This window comes from Acinetobacter lwoffii (assembly GCF_024129685.1).
Classification (GTDB): domain Bacteria; phylum Pseudomonadota; class Gammaproteobacteria; order Pseudomonadales; family Moraxellaceae; genus Acinetobacter; species Acinetobacter lwoffii_X.
Genome location: NZ_JAMXXL010000024.1, coordinates 22,972 through 44,032, shown reverse-complemented (window position 1 = coordinate 44,032; position 21,061 = coordinate 22,972). Strand labels below are relative to the sequence as shown.

General features: G+C 39.1%; 16 protein-coding genes. 6 read left to right on the top strand and 10 right to left on the bottom strand.

From position 1 onward, the window contains the following. Positions 1-83 precede the first annotated feature (83 nt). The gene (locus tag NI464_RS11785; protein WP_227554873.1) at positions 84-875 is read left to right on the top strand and encodes a thermostable hemolysin; all 792 of its coding nucleotides are present in this window, start codon (positions 84-86) and stop codon (positions 873-875) included. Beyond that, entirely contained in the window at positions 859-1,611 is a 753-nt protein-coding gene (locus NI464_RS11780; protein WP_227554874.1) for an AMP-binding protein, read from the top strand. Before NI464_RS11785 ends, NI464_RS11780 begins: the two co-directional genes overlap by 17 nt. A 226-nt stretch (positions 1,612-1,837) precedes the next feature. Here NI464_RS11780 and NI464_RS11775 read toward each other — a convergent pair whose 3' ends face one another. The 10 genes from NI464_RS11775 to NI464_RS11730 all read right to left on the bottom strand — a co-directional run bounded on the left by NI464_RS11775 (position 1,838) and on the right by NI464_RS11730 (position 14,657). Then, entirely contained in the window at positions 1,838-2,605 is a 768-nt protein-coding gene (locus NI464_RS11775) for an OmpA family protein (RefSeq protein WP_253138623.1), read from the bottom strand. A 183-nt stretch (positions 2,606-2,788) separates the two neighbouring features. Beyond that, positions 2,789-6,622: a type VI secretion system membrane subunit TssM gene (gene tssM, locus NI464_RS11770; protein ID WP_253138621.1), complete on the bottom strand. Its 3,834-nt coding sequence runs from the start codon at positions 6,620-6,622 to the stop codon at positions 2,789-2,791. A gap of 34 nt (positions 6,623-6,656) precedes the next feature. Continuing rightward, complete coding sequence (locus NI464_RS11765; RefSeq protein WP_253138619.1) at positions 6,657-8,096, bottom strand: hypothetical protein; 1,440 nt, start codon at positions 8,094-8,096, stop codon at positions 6,657-6,659. Beyond that, entirely contained in the window at positions 8,093-9,088 is a 996-nt protein-coding gene (tssG, locus tag NI464_RS11760) for a type VI secretion system baseplate subunit TssG (protein WP_253138617.1), read from the bottom strand. Before tssG ends, NI464_RS11765 begins: the two co-directional genes overlap by 4 nt. Then, positions 9,052-10,860, bottom strand: coding sequence for a type VI secretion system baseplate subunit TssF (gene tssF / locus NI464_RS11755; RefSeq protein ID WP_253138611.1), 1,809 nt, complete (start codon positions 10,858-10,860; stop codon positions 9,052-9,054). Before tssF ends, tssG begins: the two co-directional genes overlap by 37 nt. Continuing rightward, complete coding sequence (gene tssE / locus NI464_RS11750) at positions 10,857-11,348, bottom strand: type VI secretion system baseplate subunit TssE (protein WP_253138609.1); 492 nt, start codon at positions 11,346-11,348, stop codon at positions 10,857-10,859. The genes tssF and tssE overlap by 4 nt, the downstream gene beginning before the upstream one ends. A 78-nt stretch (positions 11,349-11,426) precedes the next feature. Further along, positions 11,427-11,930, bottom strand: coding sequence for an Hcp family type VI secretion system effector (locus NI464_RS11745; protein WP_180087333.1), 504 nt, complete (start codon positions 11,928-11,930; stop codon positions 11,427-11,429). Positions 11,931-11,981: 51 nt separating this feature from the next. Then, positions 11,982-13,463: a type VI secretion system contractile sheath large subunit gene (tssC, locus tag NI464_RS11740; protein WP_253138607.1), complete on the bottom strand. Its 1,482-nt coding sequence runs from the start codon at positions 13,461-13,463 to the stop codon at positions 11,982-11,984. Beyond that, complete coding sequence (tssB, locus tag NI464_RS11735; RefSeq protein WP_180087331.1) at positions 13,450-13,959, bottom strand: type VI secretion system contractile sheath small subunit; 510 nt, start codon at positions 13,957-13,959, stop codon at positions 13,450-13,452. The genes tssC and tssB overlap by 14 nt, the downstream gene beginning before the upstream one ends. A 14-nt stretch (positions 13,960-13,973) precedes the next feature. After that, positions 13,974-14,657, bottom strand: a complete 684-nt coding sequence (locus tag NI464_RS11730) for a hypothetical protein (protein ID WP_253138606.1) — start codon at positions 14,655-14,657, stop codon at positions 13,974-13,976. A gap of 349 nt (positions 14,658-15,006) precedes the next feature. Between NI464_RS11730 and tssH the strand changes: the two genes are divergently transcribed. Genes tssH through icmH form a run of 4 tightly spaced genes read left to right on the top strand, consistent with a single transcriptional unit; the run spans position 15,007 to position 21,022 of the window. Next, positions 15,007-17,673, top strand: coding sequence for a type VI secretion system ATPase TssH (tssH, locus tag NI464_RS11725; protein WP_253138604.1), 2,667 nt, complete (start codon positions 15,007-15,009; stop codon positions 17,671-17,673). Positions 17,674-17,724: 51 nt separating this feature from the next. Then, complete coding sequence (gene tssA, locus NI464_RS11720; RefSeq protein ID WP_180087328.1) at positions 17,725-18,828, top strand: type VI secretion system protein TssA; 1,104 nt, start codon at positions 17,725-17,727, stop codon at positions 18,826-18,828. A gap of 8 nt (positions 18,829-18,836) precedes the next feature. Further along, positions 18,837-20,201, top strand: coding sequence for a type VI secretion system baseplate subunit TssK (tssK, locus tag NI464_RS11715; protein ID WP_253138602.1), 1,365 nt, complete (start codon positions 18,837-18,839; stop codon positions 20,199-20,201). An 8-nt stretch (positions 20,202-20,209) separates the two neighbouring features. Next, positions 20,210-21,022, top strand: coding sequence for a type IVB secretion system protein IcmH/DotU (gene icmH / locus NI464_RS11710; protein ID WP_253138600.1), 813 nt, complete (start codon positions 20,210-20,212; stop codon positions 21,020-21,022). Positions 21,023-21,061 lie beyond the last annotated feature (39 nt).

Sequence of the window (21,061 nt, the reverse complement as noted above, 5' to 3'; positions counted from 1 at the left end):
TACATTCTTTTGCACAAAATTAAGAATTTTTTAAGTTTGGACTTCTATCTTGAGTACCAAGTTAATTTCGTGGTATGAGCCGAATGATCAAGTTTAGTTTTGATCCTCAGTCATCTGATCAGATTCATTATTTGGATGGATATTTCAAGCAGCCTGAATATAAAAAACAAACCCATCACAATAAATTTTTACTACAAGTACCTCCGGCGTATCCGGTAATTTCAGCACAGGATCAATCGCTACATTTGACGGTCAAAACTGTAGAACAAAGCGAGACACCTGAACGCAGTAGCCTGGAAAATTTTATTCAGGAAAAATATCAGCAAGTCCATCAGGCCACTGTATCGAGCTTCTCTTCGACCCTGTTTGCCGGTTATCACGGAGCCGAGATGCAGGTGGTGATTGGTATGCAGCATTTAAATCAATTTAATGCCTTTCTGGAACAGTATCTCGATGAACCCGTTGAAAACATATTAAGCAAACTGAGCCAGACCAGGGTCAGCCGAGACAAAGTAGTAGAAATTGGCAATCTGGCAGCACTAGATATGGACAAAGCCAAACTGATGGTGGCCTTTCTGGTTTTTCATCTCTCGCAGCAACACATCGAATGGGCAGTATGTACCGGAACAACTGCAGTACGTTATGTGTTGCAACAGATGGGATTACGTTTTCATGTGCTTGAAAAGGCTGATCCGCAAGTCCTTGGAGAGGCACAACGCCTGTGGGGCAGAGTTATTACCAGCAGAAACCTTATGTGCTGGCGATTGATGTGGCAGAAGCCCTACAAGTCGCTCGTCAACTTTATCAATTTAGTCATTAAAGCATTTTGCTTGATCAGCGAGGCACAGAATTTAAATGATGACTGCTTTATTTGAACGTATCAGCCTACAAGCACACCAGTATCCGCAGCGAGAAGCTGTGGTTACCGCACAGGCAACACTGAGCTATGCGGAACTACAACGGCGGATAGAATTATTGAGTGCCAGTTTCATGCAGCTTAATCTGCGACGTCTGACCTTATGGGGCGTGAACAGCATCGACTGGATTGTGGTCGATCTTGCCGCACAAAAAGCCGGCATGACCGTGATTCCGGTGCCTCTGTTTTTTACTGCAGCGCAGGTACGGCATCTGCTTTCCGACAGCCGAACCGAGCTGCTCTGTATTCTGGATGAATCTTTCTCTGCACCAGAATGGCTGTTAAATCTAGCTAAAGACATGAGTAGAGATGAGATTTTTATTGCTGGCCAGCTACATGCGCGCTTTTTTCAGCTAGAGCAGGCAGTACAGCATTCACCTCCTTTACAAACCCAGCAGCCGGCAAAAATCACTTATACCTCAGGCAGTACCGGAACACCGAAAGGCGTGTGTCTGGTAGAAGATACCATAGAATCAATTACGCATTCACTCAGTCAGGCACTGGCCAGCAGTCAGCTTGGACGGCATTTGTGCCTGATTCCATTTGCCACCTTGCTGGAAAATATTGCCGGCATTTATGTCGCACTGAGCATGGGACGCGCCGTAATTGTTGGCGAGGTGAGCCAGTTCGGTCTGGTATCTAACCATACTTTTGATACACAGCGGTTTGTAAATGCAGTGCAGAGCGTCTGCTAAATCCCACAATAAAGTATCAGCCCAGTTTTATTGGGCTGGACTGATTAATTCAATTTTCTTCTAAAAATTTCAAAATTCACTTTTATGGACAAGGAAGATATGAACTTATGGTTAAGTGTATCTTATTTAACTTGTATTTAACATAATATACATTATACGAAATACTATTAATATACTCATACAGGTCATTCACCATATACTTATAGCTGCTCAAGCAACTTAAACGTTAAAGCACTTCAAATTCAATCCGACGATTTCTCTTACGACCCTCAGCTGTTGCATTATCCGCTACAGGTTTACTTGAACCTGAACCTTCAGTACTCAGTAAATGCGCTGGAAGATTTTTTGCGATTAAATAAGCTTTTACTGCTTCTGCACGTTGCTGACTCAACATGAGATTTTTATTAGTATCGCCTGAACTATCCGTATGTCCAATAATCCGTATCTTTTTTCCGCTAACTTTATTTAAGGCACTGACCATTTCATCCAGTATCTGTATACCTGAAGTTGCTAATATTGCACTGCCAGATTCAAATTCAATAATCCGGTTCTTTAATGCAGCATCAATAATCTTCTGTTCTGCCTGATTGACTGAAAGCTGTGCATTTAAACGGTAATTTTCGGGTGTTAAACCCTTAAATTTCTCTGTAGTATCCTGAATTTCATAAGAAGTTGATACTTTACCCGTTAGCTGAATATCAGAACCTTTAACCGTTAAGGTTCCCTGTTTAACCTTTTTAAGGTCTTCATTAATCACATCAATGACTATATTCGACCAATTCGTTGGTGCCACTACTTGGCGGATCTGAATGCGATCCACCACATTTTCCTTACCATAAGTTGAATACAATTTCGCCAAAATAGCTTGCTTGCTATTGTTATTCGATACAGTACCTTCAGCAATTACAGGTTGTGCATGCACATTAAAACCAATTGAAAAACAGGATGAAATGATGATTTTATTTAACTTTAAGTATTTATTTTTTATTTTCATTTTATGCTTCTATAAATGTTTATTTAATCAATTTAATGCCTTGAGTCAGGCTCATCTGATTTGCAGTTAAAGACTATTCTAGTGTCGCCAACCTTGAGTTATTTTCTACATTAAAATTAGTTGTTTTTAATTCATATCAATTCACCCACGTGATCCATTTACAATATAATTGATTGATCAAGGTCATGGCATTGAAGTTCCTGTGTTTGCAGCAGTCGTCCTAGTTGTATGAGCTGTTTTTCCTGACATCATCGTATTCTGTGCTGCGACAACTCTCACTACTTTATTCAAAACAACCTGATCCACCAACTGCAAATTGCTATAACTTGGATTACTTCCGATAGAACTTGCATTATTCCCACTCACCAAACGAAAATTGGTCTTCACAAATAGTTCAGGATTCTCTTTACTGCGCCAGACCATCTCAAAAATATTGCCTTTTTGTGTACGCTGAGCACTATCAATCAAACGGTTGATTCCATATTCCCCAGGCTCATCAAAAATGGTATGGGTCTTCCCTTCCAAATCAATCACCGTAATCCGTGCGCCTGGAATTGCGCCGGAATTTGGCCAGATAAAATTCACCCATTGTTGAATTCCGTTTTCAAATAGCATTCTTTGTCCATCAATATCAATGGTATAAGCCAATAAATGAGCCTGTTCCAGTGGGTAAAACTGGAAATTAGATTGATTGGGGCTCACTGCCTGACGACTGGTATTATTTAACTCACCAGTTGCCATACCATTCACAGGCGCGACATAATTTTGAAAGTTTGCAACAAACACAGGATTTAGATTAAGCCCTAAATCTTGCCAGGTTTTCGAGCTTAAGCTATAGCCACGACGGATCACTAAGGAATCAAGATGCTCTTTGACAAAACGGGAAATACTGCCATTTTCACCAAAAATCTGATTAATTTCTTGAGAGGTTGCCTGTAAGCTACCTTGACTGCTAAACGGATATTTTTGCGATAAATTTGCATTAAATGGTTGATAGGCCTGTATTAGCCAGAGTTCGTTCATTTCAGCTTGTGCCGGAAGCATCAGACTTTCAAAGGAACGTGTGAGAGGAACACTAAACAACTTCTTAATCAGCTGTTGATCCAGCTCATGGGTTCCTACCGACATTTTCTCATCCACAAACTTTTGAGTGATATTAAAGATAGAATTCTGCTCATCAACGGTCTGCTTAAGGAGCATCATGCTCGCCGGACCAATATCTCCAGAACTTTTTAGATCATTAAAGCGACTCCGTATCTTGGCCAGAGATTGCATATACTCATCCAGCAGCGACCGGTTCTGCAAATCATCTCGTGTACGTACAATCTGGTAGAAGATCTGAAAGTCTTTGGCAATCATCCCCTGAGAGAAAGTCGATGCAGAATTCTGTGCCAACTTGCCATCATGACGTTGCAATATCTTGCGTTTAAACCAGGCAATAAAACCTTTTTGTGGAACCGCCAACTCAGCTTGTACCATTGGATTATCCCAGCTGGTTTCTTGCGCTACCCGTTGTATGACTTTACGAATCGGTGAGTTTTCTGGTTCGCCAAGAATATCTATCTGATATGTTTGCTGATTAAAGTCACCGGCCTTGGCATAATAAATGGCACCCAAGAATTTACGCCATTCGCTGATATATTCTTTTTTATACATTTCAGTCAGCTGGCGTCGAATTTGTTCAGGACTGCCACTAAAACTCAAATCATCAGACTGTGATGTATTAAGTACCCAATCTTTACTTTCAGTTGGGCTTTGCGCCGCGGTTTCTATGGCAGGTTGTACATATTCGTTCCAGGCTTGATAGCTATAAAAACCGGGTAAGGCATAACTTCCCAACATGGTTGTCTGAGCATTCTCCCCGACCATCTGTTTGATCGTTAATGCAGGAAAACGTACCAAAGCCCGCATTTTAATTTTGTTATATACACGATCTCGTGCAGACACTCCGGTCATCATCGCGGTTAAAACCTGGCGAGTCTGTTCAACCAGAACAGTATCGGAATCCAGCTGGGGAAATGAACTCGAATCTGTCAGTGTCATGGCATAGCTAAGTAACTGCTCGGCCTTTTGCAGCATTTCAGCACGTGGCAGCTGACCACGATGCTGATCCAGCCAAGTCCGCCAAAAACGTGTCAACTGATCGCTGAGATGACTGGAATCTATAGATTTACGGTTACTCAACATCAGATATGTTTTAAGTGCATTATAAGCATCTTGCGGATTTTGGTCAGATGGTTCTAATGCGAGTTGCTGAACTTGTGCAGTCGGATTAATTTGCACATGAATATGATTTTCTTTAAGAACTGCTGCATTGTTTTTTACCCGTTGTAGATATTCTGCAATATTTTGCTGGCTGGGCTGCAATACTAATTGCTCAATTCCTTTAAGATATTCAGCTTGCAGTTTCTCCCTGATCTGTTGTCCTTGATATAGACCAAAACTGTATTTTAATGGGCGCTTCTGATCAAATTGATCTAACTGTTGTAGATGAGCTTGCAAAATTAATAATGCATCGATTTGTGTGACCAGCTCCGTTCCTGACTGTTTCTGCATCTGTACGACCTTATTCAGGTCCGCCTGAACTTCTTCCATTAATTGCTGATTATTTCGATAAGACCACACCCACAGACTCAACACCATCGATACAGTAAGTAAAGCACCAGTAAAAGCCATAAAGCGTCGGCGTTTTCGTGCCGGATTAATATGCTGCTTCACCAGATTTTTATCTTTAAGAATCACTTCAGAAAATAAACCTTTCAGAAAATAACCATGATTCTGTGATACAGACTCTTTAGACAGGCCAAGATCATGATTATCGCTGCGGATCAGATGAAAGTCCTCAGCAATCTGTTCTGTCATTGGACTTTCAATGGAGCCTTCCTGTAAGGCGCTGGTAAAATAAAATCCACGAAAAACCGGTTTAAACTGATAAGGATTGTCTTGAAATAAAGTGGAAATAAAGGTTCTTAATACCGGTTTGAGACTCTTAAATTCCAGTGGAAAGGTCCTTACACTGGGTGAAATATGCTGTGAATGCCGACGGGTTAAATGGGTCATACTTACATTTTTCAGACCCTCATATAAAATGCCATAATGCTTTTCAAATAGCTGAACAGCATTTTCACTCGAGTCTGGTTGATAAGCCAACGTTGCGCCCCAAACCTGATCCAATTCTTGTCCTTGATAACAATCAAAAAATTCCGTGAAGCCGGCAATCAGGTCCATCTTGGAAAATACCAAATAAACTGGCGCAAAAACTTCTAGACGTTCAGTCAGGTCTTGAATACGGGCACGCAGGTTCTTAGCCAGTTGTAGAGATTTCTCCGGACTTTGATTGACCAACTCAGCGATACTTACGATCACAATAAGACCATTTACGGGCGCTTTAGAACGATTTTTCTTGAGAATATTTAAAAAGCCTAACCATTCAGAATGGTCCTCCGGATAGACTGAATAGCGTCCGGCTGTATCCAGGAAAATACCCTGAGTTGAAAAAAACCAGTCACAGTTTCGAGTTCCGCTAAGTCCGGCAGAGACCATTTTCTGATGAGTTTCTTCAAAAGGAAACCGCAAACCGGAATGATAAATCGCCGAGCTTTTCCCAGCCGCCGGGTTACCGATGACCATATACCAAGGAAGTTCATACAGTGCCGCGTGACCCTTACGATCGCCTAATTTTGACTTACGAATCAGCTGAATAGATTGTTTGACTTGCTGACTGATCTGCTGAAGTTCTTCTTTATTATTGTATTTGCTTTCAGCTGCAAAACCTTGAGATAAGGCAGTCTCGATTTCTTGACCCTTTTTAGTATGCAGATAACACCGGATAAGTGTATAAATCCCCCAGCCTATTAATATGGCGACATAGACGGTCAGCAATATCCAGAAAATGCGATCATAAACCGTATTTTTTATAGAAATAATGACCACTAAAAAGGATAAGGCCATCATTGTTTTAGGGTTGCTAATGTACTGCCAGACATACCCCAGGACTGTATAAAATAATGTATTCACTTTTATCTCTTTTTTCTTTAATTTTTATAAATAGTTAGGCTACTAATGAGATTTCATTCAGTTGATCACTTTCTTTATTTTTAAAACATAAATAGCTTGATTCTTGTTGTGTGCTATAGCTTATTGTAATGACATTGTCGTATAGATATGATGACATCATCGCTGCAAAAACTGCTGCCAATTGTTGGGTATGCCCCAAATAGCTTTGAGGATAAATGGTATGCTCCGGCTCAAAATCAATATTAGTAAATTTTTCTTGTATTATTTTCATTGTTTTAGACTGAGTGGCTTCATCTAAGAAAACTAAAAAAGGATGTGCCTGTTCCAGCTGATAGGACAGATCAACCTGATTCTGACCCAAGTACGCATATAGGTCAGTGACGTACTTGCTGAGAGTCAATATTCGTGAAGGCATCATCCCCTCAACCTCTAAGTCATGTGCGGATAAACACCAGCTGGCAGTATATTCTGCAGCAATATACTCTTCATTTTGCCAAAATTGCTGATCCAGACAATCCTGATCAATTTCAGAATCCGCCATAATGATCAGACTGATCTCATGTGATTGACCTGAAATTTCCTGTAATAGCTCCAGCAAAGCTGAATAAGCATGATCAGCAGGCAGAAAGTGAAAATTGATATGAATTTGGGCAGGCAGCAATGCATATTTTTGTTGAATTTGACCTATAAGCTGCTCTTGATAGAGATCACTCCACTCCCCAGTCATATGATCCGCCAATAAAATATGCAGATTCAACCTATTTAATCGGCTTACTGCTATTAGATTAGAGGCAATATTTCCTTCATCTTCACAGTAGTTCTCCTGTATCCATCCCGGATGCATTCGATATTCATAAGCCAGTTCGTGATCATAAAATAGTGCTGAACGTTTTAACTGTTCTGAAATTAAGCTCAGACTTTCTTCATGCTGTTCGAGTTGTTGTTGAATCAACTGTTGAATTCGTTGTTCCTGTAATGTTGGAAGCATTTCTTCGCTAGTCCCGTTTTCTTCGAGTAAGCGGTCCACAGCATGAATACGATATGTCAATATAGGTAGACTAAAACGATTTAGCAGTTCTGAGTCCAGCTCAGGACTTTTGAACTGCTTCATGTGTTGCAAGATCTCTGCATTTTTGCCAAAACTGTGCCAGGCGGCAGCTGAAAAAATATTGAGCGTGTAATTCTCAATCGCTTGATACAATTCTTCTTTATTCTCTACTTCTTGCTGCTGTGCTTGAAGAGATTTATGAGCCCTATCCTTTTGTTCTTGCTGTCTTTGTTTATAGGATTTTACAGCTTTATAAATAAAATAAGGTGTCAATAACAACAAGCAAATTAACAAAGGTAAAATACCAAAATATAATAGGAAATCAATATTTGATGGATCGTATTGAGTATCTCGCCAGTAATAAATGACGAGAGCACTGTTTATAACGGATAAAACTATAAAAGTCTGAATAATATGCTTAATCATGACATCTTTCCTATCAGGCTATAGCAGGTTTCCGCATTGTGGATTGCCTGATTCGGCATTAATAAGGCTCCTCTGGCCAACCCCATCGAATCTACTTCTCCAAGTTGGGCTGGACATAATTCATCTTTGTCTAAAATCAACCGAAGATCCACTAACATAGTCGGGCTACACCAGGTTTGAAGTAACTGTTTCAATTTGGAGCTATGTATTCCTTCAGATAAAAAATTTAGATAGTCTTCACGTTTTAATGGACCAATGACGATTTCAATTTTTTCATCAATTTGCTGAATGGTTTCTCCACAGAAGCTGTTGATTCCCAGTAAAACTGGTTGCAAAGCTCCCAAACCGCTTTTTTGCTGATCATCCAGTTGGAAGATTTCCGGAATAAACTCATTGATCTCAAATTGATATTTAAAAATACAGGACAATATGCTGCTTAAAGCATAATGGGTATTATTTTGCCCCTGCATCAAGCCTGAAAACTCAGCAAAGTAGTCATCTCTAGGTTGCTGTTCATGTTGTTGACCGCTATAGCCACTCAAAGCATGAAGCATGTTTAGATAATGATTTTCCTGCTCAATTTCATAACGCAGTGGTAAATGATAATTCAGACAGGCATCGACATATTGTGCAGTCAATTTATGATTAAACAGTCCGAGAAAGTGTAAGCTTTCTTCTCGGTGTGCCCGGGTACTCTGTTTAATTTTATGTGTATAGATATAAGGCAATACGCCCTGTACGCCAGTCAACCCCACAATTAAATTGGTCATCTGAACTTTATGATCTCGACATTGCAATGATTCAATTTCAGAAGTCGGAAAATTAAGATTGAGTGAACTAATAAATTCAAATGATTTACTCCATTCTTGATGTCTGTTCCGTTCAGGTGCATGTCTTAATAATCGCGTGGCTTGAATAAATTCAAAGCTGGTCGGCTGCTGAAAGAGCCGATCAACTACAGAAGCCTTTTGCCACCAACATTCTGTATGCATTGGTATAACTCCTGTTTTGACTTTGAATCTATGACGTGCATATCCACATAACTATTCATTTGAACTTTCAAATTAAAAATATGATTTAAAAGTTGCACAAAGATATACAGACTGGCTCCCCTAAAGATTTCTGGATCGATCTGAATTTCAACTTTGACACCCCGTACAAAAAGTGGAAATGGTTTATGCTCACGCAACTTCTGGGTCAGAGAAAACTGGATCGATTGAATTGAATTAATAATTAGCCGGTTGTCTTTGGATTGCGGCAAGTTATACAGTTCGAGTAATTCCTTAATGTGACTGACTGCATTTGCTTTCATTAAAGACAGATTATTCAATGATAAATGCGAGATAATTCGCCACTGTTCCTGCTGCTTTTGATCAAAACAATAAGGTAAATTGGGTCTTTTCAATAACACGGCTTTACGTGCCAAACTATTGTCATTTAGAGATAAGCTGTTCTGATCTTTGTGATAACTTTCATAAGGTAAATCCCGATTGCAGCATAACAACTGCATACTGATAAAGTCTGATGAAGTTTTCTGGGGTTTTAAAGATTTGGAAATAATCGAATATTTCAGTCCTCTATGTTTGTTATTATTTTGCTCTGGTAACAGATGATAATAAAATTGCACATCTGCCTGATGATAATGACTCATGGCAAAAAAAGGTAATACGGGATAGGTCGTTTGACTGTTCTCGCTTTTCTCTTGCAATAAATTCATTTCGGTGATCGCATATACCTGAAAATATTCAGGATGATGTACATCACTTATTAATGAATATTCCAGACGAAAATGATCAATTTTCTGTGGCTCAGCCCGTTTAGGGAATAAATTTATAACTGGTGTCGCAAATAATTTGAAATTAGCGCTATTTAATTCTGAATAATTTCTGATCACAGCTTGATCATTCAGATTTATTTTAAAATGAATGTGTAGCTCAAATTCTGCGGTTTTTATATTTAATTCTTTTAAAAAACTCAGATTGAGGTTAAGAAAATTAAATTTTTCTGGAAAGCAAAAATACTCGATTAATAAACGATAGGCATGATGAGTATGCTGATCAACTGGCAGCGCACTTTCCGCTTCAGTAAATCCCATCAGTTCAAATGGATTTTGAATATCAATCTCTTGATTCTGTACTATTACAGAAAAACCAGTCTCTGGCTTAAAAATACAATCCAGTACTTGCAATGGAAAGCTGGAAATTGCATCCAGGTAAATAGGTAATTTTTGTTGTTCTAGCAGTCGCTGCCGCTGGTTAAATATTTCGAAACCAAAGATCAAGGTTGCATTTCGATTTAAATGAACATGGGCTGAAGTGTACGTTTTAAAGTTGACCGATTTTAATGCAATAGGTAATAAATCAACCTGGTTTACCGTACGATATTCGCACTGTACCCCACGGATACTTTTTGATTTTAATACAGTTTGCTTAGGAATCTGCTGGCTACTTTTAAGCTGTCGTATTTTACTGCCATCATCAAAACTGACCACTGAACATGCCGGAAAAGGTTTAAGGTACTGTGGAAACATCACCTCAAAAATAGAACGTGTAAATACTTCATAACTATCGTGCAGTTTTTTATCAATTCGGGCAGAAATCAGAGAAAATGCCTGAATCAGTCTTTCGATATGCGGATCATCAATCTGCTCTTGATTCAACGAAAGGCGTTGGGCAATTTTTGGATATTTATTAGCAAACTCTCGTGATTGTTGCCCAAATTCCTGTAATTGCTTTTCGTAATAAGGTAATAATTCTTCGATCACAGCACACCTGCTGATGTTTTAGACAAAATTACGTATTGTTGCGTAGTAGGCTTGAGGAATGCGTCAAAAATTACCGGTTCATATAGAGGATAAATATTTAAAAATGCCTGAATACTGAGGCACAGACTGCCCCTGTTATGCTCATCCATCAGCATCTCGACTTTAACCTGCTTTAAACGAGGTTCGTGCGCGTGAATAGACTGTTCAATCGAGTGGCAGATTTTATCTCGGTCCATTGGATTCGCTGTTGAGAGCCCCACAAAATCAATGATGCCAAATTGAAGAATTGAACGTTTGACCTGATCATAACCATTAACCATCGTATCCAGATTAGCCATACGGCTATTTAATAAATCTTCGAGATCGGCAGCCACCGACTCTCTCAACGCCTGTAAAGAAAGGCCTTGAGAACTTTGAGTATCCTGAGACAAGAGACGGTCAAATAATGTTGTTCTAAATCCGTAAGGATAAAGCTGATCCAAATTCATATTGTTATAGTCTAATTTTATTTATTTTTATAAATATCAGGAGAGAGGCTGATCAGGACCAGCCTCTAAAAGATCAAATTACGCTGCATAAGAGGCAGTATTATTTGATAGTGACCATTTCTTGGTCACGGCACCCTTTTGTGTACCGTTAATATCTTGTTGATTATACGTCCACTCAACTGCAGCATATTTCAAACCAAAAGCTTCTGTTGGAACGCCTTCTTGATTTACTATCGGAGTAACCTGAGAAACCAGTACATGTTTTAATTTAATTTGCAGGTATTTAACGCGTTTGTCACCATTAGCGCGATAAAAATCGATTTGTACTTCATCGAAGGTATAACCTGCTGAACATGCTTCCCAAAGTTTTGGACTGGTTGCATCCAGATCTTTCATAAAAATCATGTCGGAATGTTCAACCCGTTCTGCAGTATGACCGCCTACACTGGAAGATGTTGCCGATTTTGGCTGACGAATGTTGTGCGACCAAGAATTTGCTTCTAGCCAGCTTTTATGTTCTGAATCACGAGATTCACCATCAACTTTATATTTGCCGCGAAACTGGATGTAAATGTCTTTCATTTTAATAATTTTCCTTTTGTTATAAATATTATTATAATTTTAGCAGTAGTCTTAATGACTCGACTGCGGTAACTCAGTGACCAGTCGTAAAGATACAGACAACTCGTCTAACTGAAAATGCGGTCTCAAAAAGACCACAGATTTGTAGTGTCCAGGTTCAGTCGGATTTTCTACAACTTTTATCGAAGCTTCACGCAGTGGATACTGTGCTTTGGCTTCCTGTGAAGCGCCGTCATCCAAAAGTACATATTGAGATAGCCAGTCATTTAGAAATGCTTCGACATTTCCTGCAGATGTAAAACTTCCCACCTTATCTCGCATTATTGCTTTTAAATAATGAGCGATTCGCGAGACTGCCATAATGTACTGTATCTGACTGGATAATGCGGAATTGGCATTGGCAATATCGTTATCATATTTCTTTGGTTTTTGGGTAGATTGGGCACCGAAGAACGCGGCATAATCAGTATTTTTACAATGTACTAATGGAATAAAGCCAAGATCACTGAGTTCTTTTTCACGACGGTCCGTAATTGCAATTTCAGTCGGGCACTTAAATATGATTTCTCCATCATTGGTTTTAAAGGTATGCACTGGCAGACCTTCGACCAAACCGCCACCCTCAACCCCACGAATCGCAGCACACCAGCCATGCATATCAAAGGCATTGGTTAAACGCGTCCCCAAAGCATAAGCAGCATTCATCCACAGGTATTCATTATGATTTTCACCTGAAACTTCTTCTACATAGTTAAAGCCTGCTGTCGTATTGCCATCTTTAGGATGATAAGGTAAACGGCCTAATACTCGTGGAATAGTCAATGCCAGATAACGAGCATCATCACTTTCCCGGAATGAACGCCATTGCACATATTCAGCTGTTTCAAAAATTTTAGAAACATCGCGTGGGCGATCAATATCAGTAAAAGTTTCCAATCCGAACATGGAAGGACTTGCAGCTGAGAGAAACGGTGCATGTGCCGCTGATGCTACATGTGAAATCTGCTCGAGCAAATACAGGTCTGAAGGTGTGCGATCAAACTCAAAGTCACCAATGAGGGTCGCATAAGGCGCACCGCCAAATGAACCATATTCTTCTTCATAGATTTTTTTAAATAGAGTACTTTGATCAAAGTCGCTGGCACTTTGAAAATCTTTAATCAATTCTTTTTTGGTCGTATTCAACATACGAATTTTAATTAAAGAGTGTGATGGCGTTTCCTGACAAAAGTAATACAGCCCTCGCCAGGTGGACTCAACTTTTTGAAACTGCTCGTGATGCATGATCTTGCTCAGCTGGGTAGAAATAAGCGCATCAATTTCTGCAATGCGTTTATCTAAAGCCAAGGTCATATTGTCTGAAACTATAACGGTACCGGCCATGACTTCCTTGGCCAACTCACCAATCAAACTTTTGGCCCGATCATGTTCTTCTTCATTACGCGCAATTCGACTACGTTCAACAATAGAGTCCAGAATTGAGTATTCTTCAATAGCAACATTCGTGGTAGTTGCAGCATTAGAGTGATTCATTGTCTGCCTCCATACTCATTTTACGGATTTGGTCGGTATTTTTTAAAATATCATCCAGTAAATCTTCTAGACGTTCATTATTGGATATTTTATTGCGTAAATCAGTTAAACGTTCTCGTGCTTCTACCAGTTTTCGCAAAGGTTCGACTTGTTGGACTACCTGTTCTGGCCGAAAATCATCCATTGCATTAAAAACCAAATCTACTGATATTTTACCACTCTCTTCAGTCAAACTATTTTCCACCTGAAAACTGGCACGAGGCGCCAGAGACTGCATCACCTCATCAATATTTTCCAAGTCTACATTGATAAATTTTTTATCTTTGAGCTTGGTTTTTTCAAGTTCAGACGCTGCTGAAAAATCTCCCAAAACTCCCACTACAAAAGGTAACTCTTTGACTTCACGGCCATCACCTACCTCAACATCGTAGGTCAATTGCACCCGTGGTGGTCGAATACGCTGTAATTTTTTTTGTACACTTTCACGTTTAGCCATCATGATTTTCCTTATTAATTATTATTTAATGATCCAAATGGATTAGTACTAGGAGTGTGGGTTCGTGTACTGATACTTTCTGTTTTTTTATTACTGATAGCAGCCGTATTATTTTTTAGATTGCTTTTCGATACTTTATTTTTGTTTTGACTTAGGCTTTTTTTTACTGGGTTATTTGGTTTATTTTTAGTATTTTTTACTTTTGAATTCCGCGCCGTCGTTGATGCAGATTCAGAAAATTTTGCTACAGGCTGTGCCAGATAAATATGTTCAGTCAGCGATTTGGCCTGTGGGTAGGTAAAGTCATTTAAGGCACGGACTTCTGTACTACGTATTTGTTCTAGGCTTTGGGAAGAGATCCCGATCCCTGCCAGGAATTTCAGATCAGTTAAATTCTGATGAATGTAATTTTGCTGATGTAATTGCTCGATTAAATTGAGCGCTTTCAGATGATCACCGACTTCAACATAGCGTTTGGCAATTTGGGTAGACAATTGCTGCTGCAGATGCATATTTTTTCTTGCTGTCTTGTCGCATAACTGCTGGTATAAATCAATGATAGTTGAATCAGTATCATTTTTTGCTTGTGGATAGCTCTTGATACATGATTTTTTTAATTCTGCTGCATGGGTTTGAGCAAAACATAGCTGCGCCATCCCTGAGATGAGCAATACAATAAAACCTAGATTATTTTTCAAAATAAGCCTCAATTTTTGGTTATTGTTTTATATTTTTATAATCAAAATTTATTTTTCTATTTTTATAATTCAAAAATCTAGTTGCGGATTTAACAAAAAATTATCACAGGAAGTCAATACATAAATGCGTTTTTGTTAAATTATTTTATGTAATTTTTTAAATGGTAAGATTCCGACCAATGAATGCAGACATTTGGATAGACTTGAGTAGAATATGCCAAAAATCTTGAGCCAATATATCTTGATTGCTCATAGAAAAACTTAAATAAATAAAAATAAACCTAATAATAACAAATATATAGCTATAAATTCCAAAAACATCAGGCTGTATATTCTAAAAGAGAAAAATATGAGTAATTTAAAAATTTTGATTACAAAATTATCTGAGCATGCACGCCTATGCCTTGAGAAATCAGCGAATTTCTGCATCAAACAGCGAAATTATGAAATCGAAATTGAGCATTTTCTCTTAGAATTGCTACAGCAGCCAGACCTGAACGATCTCAAATTATTGCTCAAAAAGTATAAAATTTCCGAAGATGATCTAACCCATGATCTGAATCAGAGCATTCAGCAAATGACTAAAGGCAATTCTCGTACGCCTATCTTTGCCAAATCCATTATTCGTGCATTAGAACATGCCTGGCTTTTGGCTTCAGCAGAACAGAATCCGATGATCCGCAGCGGACATTTACTGGTTGCCCTGCTCACTGCACCTGATCTATATCAAATGACGATTCGTGCTTCTACTTTATTTGAGCTATTTCCAATTGATCATCTCAAACATCATTTTTTGGAGCTCTGCGAGCAGAGTATTGAAAACCCGAGCTATGCTCAGCTTACTAAGGTAAAAGAAGATTCACCTAACGCACAGCTAAAATTAAATAAAACACTGGCACTCGATCAATACACCATTAATCTGACTGAAAAAGCACGCCAAGGCCAAATCGACCCGGTGATCGGTCGTGAGTTTGAAATCCGTTTGATGCTGGATATTCTGATGCGCCGTCATCAGAACAATCCCATACTTACCGGCGATCCGGGAGTCGGTAAGACTGCTGTAGTAGAAGGATTGGCCCTGAAAATTGTGAATGATCAGGTACCTGATGTACTCAAAAATGTAGAACTTCATGTATTGGATCTGGGCTTATTACAAGCAGGTGCCAGTGTAAAAGGCGAGTTTGAGAATCGCCTGAAGCAAATCATTCAAGAAGTTCAGTCCTGCAGTTATCCTATTATCCTGTTTATTGATGAAGCCCATACGCTGATTGGTGCAGGTGGTCAGGCTGGTCAGAATGATGCCGCCAATCTGTTAAAACCAGCTTTGGCACGAGGAGAACTGCGTACTATCGCCGCTACCACTTGGGCGGAGTACAAACAATACTTTGAAAAAGATGCTGCGCTTAGCCGCCGTTTTCAGGTAGTGAAGGTAGAAGAACCTACTGAGGAAGTCGCCATCGATATGTTGCGTGCCATGATTCCGGTCATGACTCAGCATTTTCAGTTGCAGATTGATGATGCAGCCATTGCTGCTGCGGTACGTAACTCGCATCGTTATATCAGTGGACGGAAATTACCGGATAAGGCCATTAGTGTATTAGATACAGCCGCGGCACGAGTTGCTTTGAGCCAAAATGCACAACCTGCAAAGTTAGACCAGTTACAGGCACAGCTGCATAATCTTCGGCTTGAACATGAGATTTTAAATCAGGAGCATCAAAATTTTCCGTGTCATCAGACACGTTTAATTGAATTATCAGAAAATATTTCAAATTTGGAACAAGAAATTTCTCAGATAAACCTGCAATGGCAGCAAGAACTTCAACTGGTTCAGGAAATAAAATTATTACAGGTTCAATCCAAAAAAATTGAAAATAAAAATAAAATTAAAGTATTACAGCAGCGTTTGACCCAGATTCAGGCTGATCACCCACTTGTGTTCGAGCGTGTAACAGTCCCTATGATTCATCAGATCATTTCTGACTGGACCGGAATTCCAGTCGGTAAAATGATGAATGATGAAATCCGACAGGTCTTAAAACTCCAAGATAAATTATCGCAGCGTGTGATGGGTCAGGACTTTGCTTTGCATCAACTGGTCCAAGGTATTAAAACATCTAAAGCAAAACTGGATGATCCGAACAAACCACAAGGTGTATTTTTATTGCTTGGTCCAAGCGGTGTGGGAAAAACTGAAACTGCCCTGGCCTTGGCTCAAGAATTGTATGGAGGTGAGTCGCATCTGATCACGATCAATATATCGGAATATCAGGAAGCACATACCGTGTCTTCCTTAAAAGGTGCTCCTCCAGGTTATGTCGGTTATGGTCAAGGTGGTGTGTTGACTGAAGCAGTGCGTCGTAATCCTTATAGTGTGATTTTACTGGATGAAATCGAAAAAGCTCATTCTGATGTGCAGGAATTATTTTATCAGGTCTTTGATAAAGGCATGCTGGAAGATAGCGAAGGTCGACTGATTGATTTTAAAAATACGACAATCTTATTAACTTCAAATGTCGGTTCTAGTGCCATTATGCAGGCCTGTTTAAATCAACCCGTCGAAAACTGGCCGGATGCAAATAGATTAATTGAACTGCTCAAACCAAGTTTATATCAGCAATTTAAACCGGCATTTTTAGGGCGTATGCAGATTGTGCCTTATTATCCTTTACACGATGAGCTATTGATCCAGATTATTCAGCATAAACTGGGGAAAATTACCCGACGCATTCAGCAGCAATATGTCACCCAGGTCACTTATAGTGGGGACTTGCTCGAACTTCTGCTCAGCCGATGTACCGAGGTTGATAGTGGTGCGCGCAATATTGATCATATTTTAAATGCTTCAGTATTGCCTGCTTTGGCTACAGAAATATTGAGAACCATGAGTGAGGGAAAGATTCCTAAACTGATTCACATTGAGATCAAGAATGATGAAATTTTTTATAGCGTAGATCCGAAAGTTAAAATAGCGCAAAAAGTACGTTCTAAAAGCAATAAAGCAGATGCTGCCTAGTTGAAGTAACCTAAAAATAAAAACAAATAAAATATAATAATTGGAATAAAGATGAGCCTGGAATTTGAATATTTATTGCAAGACATTTCAGTCGATCAGCCGTGCGGTGTGGACTATTCATTTTCAAATGATTTTCATGTGATTAACAAGGCCAGAACTCGTGATGATCCTTTATTGGAGCAAGGTGACTGGGTCTCGGAACCGAAACAGGCCGATTGGCAACTTGTACATGATAAAACGATTGAATTATTAACTGAAAAAACCAAGGATATCCGTCTATATACCTGGCTTATAGAAGCTTGGAGTCATCTCTATGGTTTTGAAGGAATTGCTCGAGGATTAGAGTTGACCCAGCAAAGCCTTGAGCGATACTGGTTCACGTTACATCCTCAAATCGAAGAGGATGATCTTGATCAACGTTTTGGATTATTACAAGGTTTGATTACGCAACTGCCAATGCTGATGAAACAGGTGCCTTTGGTCAGCTCTGCGCCTTTTTATAATTTAGGTGATTATGAGGCATTCTTACATCAACGCAATATTAAACTCAAACAACAGCAGGATGACTACTCTGAAAATAATACTGTTCAGGATTTGGAGCATTTTGAGCAATCGTTGCTGAAAACTTCTCAAACAGTTTTAAGCCAGAATGAAGGTTTTCTTCTCGAGATTCAGACCCAATGGCTGTATCTTAAAAATACACTGGATCATTTACTGGGTCTAAATGCACCGAGTTACGCGAGCACAGATTCTCAACTTGAATCGATCTTCTCCAGTATTAAGCGCATTTATAAAACTGATATTTCTTCAATATCTCAGGATCAAATAAATACACCGCAATTCGGCACTCTCAAAATACCTGAAATAATAGTGATGAATACCTCGCCTGAAAATATACAAGAATTTCGACCTCAAGCCCAAAACCATCTGGCCAACCGTCAACAGGCCATGCAGTTATTACAAGACATCGCTCGATATTTTCAATCTCATGAACCGCATAGTCCAGTGAGCTACATGCTGCAAAAGACGATTAAATGGAGTCAGATGCCATTACATGAATGGCTGGCTCAAGTAATCAAGAACGAGAATCCGATCGAAAACGTACATGAATTACTGGGTATATATGCCAATGATGAATCCAAGAATGAGTGGTAAATATTAAAATGTTTAAAGCAGAAAAAGTACTGTGGGGCGAAGGTCTATTTTTAAGACCGCAACATTTTCAATTACAGGATGCCTATCATGAGCAACGCTTGAGTCATATGATTCGGGCGACATTTCCTTTTGCTCACGGGATCCAGTCCATTCAATTTGATGAAGCTCAATTCAATATGCATATATTGGCATTAAGTAAAATTGAAATGATCTGGCAAGATGGTGAAATTTATCAGGCGCCTGCACAGGATTTATTACCAGAACCTGTACAACTGGATACCTTAAACCTGCGTGGTGAAATGCAAATTTATTTGGCTTTGCCAATGCTACAGCCGAACAAGCAAAATGTAAGTCATGTCGAAAACACTCAATCTAGTCGTTATCACTCACATTTAATCTCGACCCATGATTTATTCACCGATGCCACTACTGCAGAGATCACCCTGTTACGCCGTCGGGCAGAATTTAAACTTTTTGAAGTTGGCCAAGAACCTCAGCAGCCTCTGGATGGTTATTTATATCTTCCGGTTGCTCAAATCAAACGACAAAGTTCTGGAAATTTTATTTTTGATCATAAATTCATTCCTCCAATTTTACATATTCAGGCCTGTGAATATCTGCTAGACAATTTAAAGCGAACTTTGAATATCATTCGGGCCAAGATTAAAACGATTCAATCCAATAACCGTGAAAACGAACAGAAACTGATTGAATTTCGTTCTGGGGATATTGTCTCTTTCTGGCTGGTGAATGCCTTAAATACTGCTTATGCAACCTTAAATCATATTTTGCAGTATCCACAAATTCATCCGGAACGGCTATATGCGGAACTTTTAAGACTCAGTGGTTCCCTACTTACCTTTTCAACAGCCTATGACATTGATCAATTGCCGCAGTATCAGCATCATCATCTATACGACAGCTTCAATCAGCTGGATATTATTCTCAGAGATTTACTCGATACAATTATTTCGAATCGATATATCAGTATCAGCTTAAAAGAAACTCGCCCATCCTATTGGTTTGGCAGTCTGGAGACCGATAAGATCAGTCACAATACGCGGTTATATCTTGCTGTATCAAGTAGTGTTATGCCTGCACATGACTTGATTGCCTATGTTCCGATCCGTTTTAAAATTGGTAGTACTATAGATGTAGAACAACGCGTGGTTGCAGCTTTACCGGCTATACCCGTTCAGCATCTCATGCAGGTGCCTACTGCAATTCCGGTACGTTCCGGCGTTCATTATTTTGAGATTGAACCCAATAATGAACTGTATCAGCGCATGCTGGATTCAGAATCGATTTGTGTTTATATCCCGAATGGCTTTCAGGATATCGCGATTGAACTTATTGCTGTCATGAATGGATAAAAATATTAATGAATACAATCTCTAACACTCCTCTTTCACTCTTTGATGGCGATCAAATCGGAGTAGATTATACAGCCATGCAACCTGTAGAAACCTACCCTACCTCTACGAATAGTCTGGTAGATTTACTGCATGACGGCTTCTATATTGTTTTCCTGTTAAAAAATCACTATGTCCCTGTAAATATAGAGTCTTTCCGTGAAAAAATTCTGGAGATGTTGAAAAGTTTTGAACATCAGGCACGCCAGATGCAATTTTCAGCTGAGGATATTCAAGATGCAAAATATGCCTATTGCGCTTTAATAGATGAAACAATTGTCACCCAACAGGATGAGCGATTTTTTGATCTGCAAAATTCATGGATGATCAGTCCCTTGCAGTTAAGCCTTTTTGGTTCACAACTTGCAGGTTATCGCTTCTTTGAATATCTGGAAGAAATACGCCATAAAGATAAGCAACGTCTGGCAGTATTAGAGGTATATCATTATTGCCTTTTATTGGGCTTCCATGGAAAATATCGAATTGAATCTATTGAGCATTTAAATAGTCTGATTGCTCGTATCGGAGATCAGATTGATTATCTCAAGGGTAAAAAAGTTGCTTTTTCTCCTTTTTCAGCAATTCCAGATCAAATCCGACATATTATCCATCGTGAATTACCATTTTTCTGGATTCTGATATTTTTATTATTATTTGCCGTGATCAGCTTGGTGGTTTTTAAATATGCCTTGTCAACAGAACAAGCTGCTGTTTTTTCTCAATATCAAAATTTGATTAGCGCGCCTGCTGAACAAGCCTATATTACGATTCATTTACCCTAACTCAATTTTCAAATAAATATGATGGACACTTATAAAAAT

Coding starts and splice junctions, on each gene's coding strand:
- tssH (WP_253138604.1), top strand. CDS start 15,007: ATGAGTAATTTAAAAATTTTGATTACAAAATTATCTGAGCATGCACGC.
- NI464_RS11765 (WP_253138619.1), bottom strand. CDS start 8,096: ATGATTAAGCATATTATTCAGACTTTTATAGTTTTATCCGTTATAAAC.
- tssE (WP_253138609.1), bottom strand. CDS start 11,348: ATGAATTTGGATCAGCTTTATCCTTACGGATTTAGAACAACATTATTT.
- NI464_RS11785 (WP_227554873.1), top strand. CDS start 84: ATGATCAAGTTTAGTTTTGATCCTCAGTCATCTGATCAGATTCATTAT.
- icmH (WP_253138600.1), top strand. CDS start 20,210: ATGAATACAATCTCTAACACTCCTCTTTCACTCTTTGATGGCGATCAA.
- tssK (WP_253138602.1), top strand. CDS start 18,837: ATGTTTAAAGCAGAAAAAGTACTGTGGGGCGAAGGTCTATTTTTAAGA.
- NI464_RS11745 (WP_180087333.1), bottom strand. CDS start 11,930: ATGAAAGACATTTACATCCAGTTTCGCGGCAAATATAAAGTTGATGGT.
- tssA (WP_180087328.1), top strand. CDS start 17,725: ATGAGCCTGGAATTTGAATATTTATTGCAAGACATTTCAGTCGATCAG.
- tssC (WP_253138607.1), bottom strand. CDS start 13,463: ATGAATCACTCTAATGCTGCAACTACCACGAATGTTGCTATTGAAGAA.
- NI464_RS11780 (WP_227554874.1), top strand. CDS start 859: ATGACTGCTTTATTTGAACGTATCAGCCTACAAGCACACCAGTATCCG.
- NI464_RS11775 (WP_253138623.1), bottom strand. CDS start 2,605: ATGAAAATAAAAAATAAATACTTAAAGTTAAATAAAATCATCATTTCA.
- tssG (WP_253138617.1), bottom strand. CDS start 9,088: ATGCATACAGAATGTTGGTGGCAAAAGGCTTCTGTAGTTGATCGGCTC.
- tssB (WP_180087331.1), bottom strand. CDS start 13,959: ATGGCTAAACGTGAAAGTGTACAAAAAAAATTACAGCGTATTCGACCA.